Source organism: Flavobacterium sp. UGB4466 (genome assembly GCF_903469665.1).
GTDB lineage: Bacteria > Bacteroidota > Bacteroidia > Flavobacteriales > Flavobacteriaceae > Flavobacterium > Flavobacterium lipolyticum.
Genome location: NZ_CAGKLC010000192.1, coordinates 1 through 4,205, shown reverse-complemented (window position 1 = coordinate 4,205; position 4,205 = coordinate 1). Strand labels below are relative to the sequence as shown.

At 36.4% G+C, this 4,205-nt stretch carries 2 protein-coding genes; both read left to right on the top strand.

Features of this window, described 5'->3' with window-relative positions; translation table 11 throughout:
* Positions 1-3,430: DUF5977 domain-containing protein (locus tag JO950_RS21395; protein WP_202704456.1), on the top strand; the 3,430-nt coding region annotated here is incomplete at its 5' end.
* A gap of 33 nt (positions 3,431-3,463) precedes the next feature.
* The coding region (locus JO950_RS21390) for a DUF6443 domain-containing protein (protein ID WP_237732418.1) at positions 3,464-4,205 on the top strand (742 nt) is incomplete at its 3' end.

The window sequence follows — 4,205 nt, the reverse complement described above, 5'->3', positions numbered from 1 at the left end:
TGGGTATACCAATGTAGATCAGAAATTAATATTTCTGAAAGAAGTGCGAGAACAAGGAAAAAGTTCATCAGCTGAATTTGTTAAATACTCCTTTGATTATTATCAGCCCGAAAAACTTCCGGCAAGGCATTCATTTGCAAAAGATTTATATGGTTATTTTAATGGAGGTAATGGGGTAAATGATCTTATTTTTAACAATATCTCTACCAGTACCGTTCCCGGAAATGAGTGTTATTCTTCTCCATTATTTACTGCTTATAAAAGTATTGGTTCATTGAGAGCTCCTAATGATTTATATACCTACTGTGGGATGTTGAAATCTATTTATTACCCAACTAAAGGAAAGACAGTTTTGGAGTATGAATCAAATAAACTTGTTGCAAATGTTTTTGTGAAAGGGAAAAATGTTTCAACTGTTACGGTTGATTGTATGGATAGTACAACAGGTGTTTCGATTCCCTTCCAAATTGGTAAAAGGCAGGTTGTTGCTATTTCTGGTAATGTTGGAATAGGTGATGAAGAAGGACTCTGTGAAAATTATTTTGCAGCGCCACACCATGTAACAGGGCAGAAAGTTGTTGTTAAAATTCTCGATGCGTCTACAGATGCTATTTTGTATTCGTTCGATAATACTCAGGAAAGGGTTATAAATAAAGAAGTATGCCTTGAAGCAGGTTGGTATAAAATTACGGTGAAAGCTTCAAAGTGCTCTTTTGGTAATGCGTCTATTAAGTTCTTTCCAACTGGGATGGAACCCCATTGGGAAAATAAAGAAACTTCGATGGCCGGAGTACGAGTTATGCGTACTACTGATTATGATAATAATGGATCTGCGAATGTAAAAAGATATTATTATGGCACTTTGAATAATTTGGAAACATCTTCGGGGTCATTTGCGACAATTGATCCTTATATAACGGAGAATATAGATGTTTCGGATGTTGATTTAATTGATTTGGGACAATATACAGGAGATATATCCACTAGAGATTTTGTTAGAACCTTCACTGTAACTTCCAGTCCAAAAAATTCCCTTACTTCATTTGACGGAACAACAATAGGATATAGTTCTGTAGTAGAGAGCTGGGGTGGGGATCATTTCGAAAATGGAGGCGTTGAGAATATTTTTGATGTTCATAGTGACATTGAACCGTTAATGTTATGTCAGGAAATTATTAGAAATGTTAACTATTCTAATTCTCATTTAAATGGGAAACTTAGAAAGAAAAGAATCTTTAAAAAAGAAAATAGCTTGGTAAAAAATATATCAGTTGAACAATATTTTTATGATGCTAAACCCGAGTTAGAATACAGTAAAAATAATTTTGTAGGAATACCTTATTATAGCGCTAAAAATTTCGTACTGTACGTAATAAACCAATATTCGATTACTAGCAGATTTAGTTATTTATCAAAGAAAATAGTATCCTCATTTGACATTAAGGGGCAAAATCCTGTGTCAGTAACAACCTTATACGATTATGCTAATAATACCCATCTACAGTTAACATCAGAAAGTATTTTAAACTTAAATGAAGAGAAAGAGTTAGAAAAGAAATATTACTATCCTGATGATTTATTAAACGAGCCTTTTATGGCCGAGTTAAAAACAACGAACAGAATCGGTATATCGATAGCTATTGAGAAATATAGGAGAGGAACACTTTTTTCTAAGGATAAAACAGTTTATGATAAAAGTACGTCAACTAGTAATTTATTGCTTCTAAAAGCGATATATGCAGCTAAGTTTACAAATGAACTCTTTAATATTCCTAATATAGGTAATCTTGAAAAGAAAATTACTTACGATCAGTATGATGATAAGGGAAACATTTTGCAATATACACCTGAATCAGGAGTACCGGTGTCTATAATCTGGGGATATAATAAAACACAACCTATTGCCAAAATTGAAAATGTATCTTATAGTTCGATCCCGGCAGGAACTATAATAAATTTACAGGAGCTTTCAAATGCAGATACTGATAATTGCATGTCAGATGATTGTAGGGAACAGTTATTGAGAGAGGCTTTGAATGCTTTAAGAAATTCTTTTCCAAATAGTTTTATTACTACTTACACTTACAATCCACTGCTTGGTGTTACAAGTATAACAGATCCCAAAGGTATACCTTCTTATTATGAATATGATACTTTGGGAAGATTGAAATTTGTAAAGGATCAGGATCTAAATGTAGTTCAAAAATATTGCTACAATTATAAAGGTCAGCAAACGGATTGCAGCGATAATACTTCGGCCAGCGAGTATTTCTATAAAAGTGCAGCCAGAAACGGATCGTTTACCAGAAATAATTGTGCTGCAGGAGGAACAGGCCAAATGGTGAGTTACAGTCAGGCGGTTGGGGCGTATACGTCTACGATTTCGCAGGCTGATGCGGACAGCAATGGTTTAAATAAATTTAATACTGATGGGCAAGCCTATGCCAATGCAAATGGGACCTGCACTTTTTACAGTGCCGCAATAAACCGATCTATTACTAAGAATAACTGCGCGACAGGAGGAGCAGGTTCAAGTATTGTCTATAGTCAGCCGTATGGCGCAGCCTTTTCTAATTCTTCACAGGCGGAAGCCGACAGTAAGGGATTAACTAAATTTAATACTGAAGGACAAAACTTTGCAAATACAAATGGAACTTGTACTTTTTCTAACGTTAGCATAACAGGAAATTTTACCAAAAACAATTGCGTTGCAGGAGGTGTTGGACAGGTAGTTAGTTATACGCTTCCGGCAGGTTCAAAAACATCGACTGTTTCCCAAGCCGATGCAGATTCCCAAGCAGCAACCTTATTTAATACAAACGGGCAGGTAAATGCTAACGCTATTGGTTCCTGTATCTTTTCAAGTGCAAGTTTAACGGGTACATTTACTAAAAATAGTTGCTTTGGAGGAGGTGTGCCACAGGTCGTTAATTACACGCTGTGGGTAGGGGAGAAAACATCGACAGTTTCTCAGGCTGATGCAAATGCACAGGCAACAGTATTATTTAATGCAAACGGACAGATTTATGCTAATGCTATTGGAACTTGTACCTTTTCTAGTGTAAGCAAGACCGGTACATTTACTAAAAATAATTGTCCTGTTGAAGGTGTTGGGCAGGTCGTAAGTTATACACTTCCGGCAGGTTCAAAAACATCAACTATTTCTCAGGCTGATGCAGATTGGCAGGCATTAGCTTTATTTAATGTAAATGGACAAGCAAAAGCTAATGCGACAAGTATTTGTACTTTTTATAATAAAGCTAAAAGCAGAATGTTTGTACTGAGTAAGTGTCCCGAAAAAAGTAATACTACATATACTGTTCCTGCCGGGCAATATTCCTCTACAATTTCACAAGAAGATGCAGATGCAAAAGCTCAAAAAGATATCAATGCGTTTGGAAAAGATTTCCGTAAAGGGAAATGTTGGTAAATTCTGTTATTAATTGATAAAATAATGACTCTTATGAAAATATATATAGCAGGAGTAATTTTATTATTCTTTATAAGTGAGAGTATCAAAGCTCAAACTTTAAGCAATGGCAACTTTATATACACCCTAAGTCCTAAAAAACCGGTTAAAGCAGCAAATCTAAGTACGCTGACCAAGGACGAAATGAGTCAGACTGTGACGTATTTTGACGGATTAGGCCGTCCGATACAAACCATTATCATCGGTCAGGGAACAGGAGACAAAGACATTGTAACCCCTATGGAGTATGATGACTTTGGCCGGCAAGCCAAAGAATACCTGCCGTATGCAGTGGCCAACGGAAGCAACAGTTACCCCATGATCGACCCGAAAACAGCCATAAGTGCAGCAACCATCTTTTATGGTAAATCGGAATACGATAATACCTTAAATCTTTTCTCTCAAAAAGCATTTGAACCATCACCATTGAACCGCGTTTTAAAACAAGCTGCTCCGGGAGCTTCCTGGGAAATGGGCAAAGGCCATGAAATCAAAATCGATTACCAGACCAATACCGATGCGGATGCGGTAAAACTGTACAAAGTCAATACTACTTGGGACGCAGGTTCAGGATTGTACGACATTAGTTTTACTGATGCAGGAACCTATGCGGAAGGAAGACTCTATAAAACGATTACCTACGATGAAAATACAACTGTAACCCCAAGCGAAAGTGCCGGTTCGACGGTAGAATTTAAAAATACCGAAGGGCAGGTTATCTTAAAAAGAACCTACA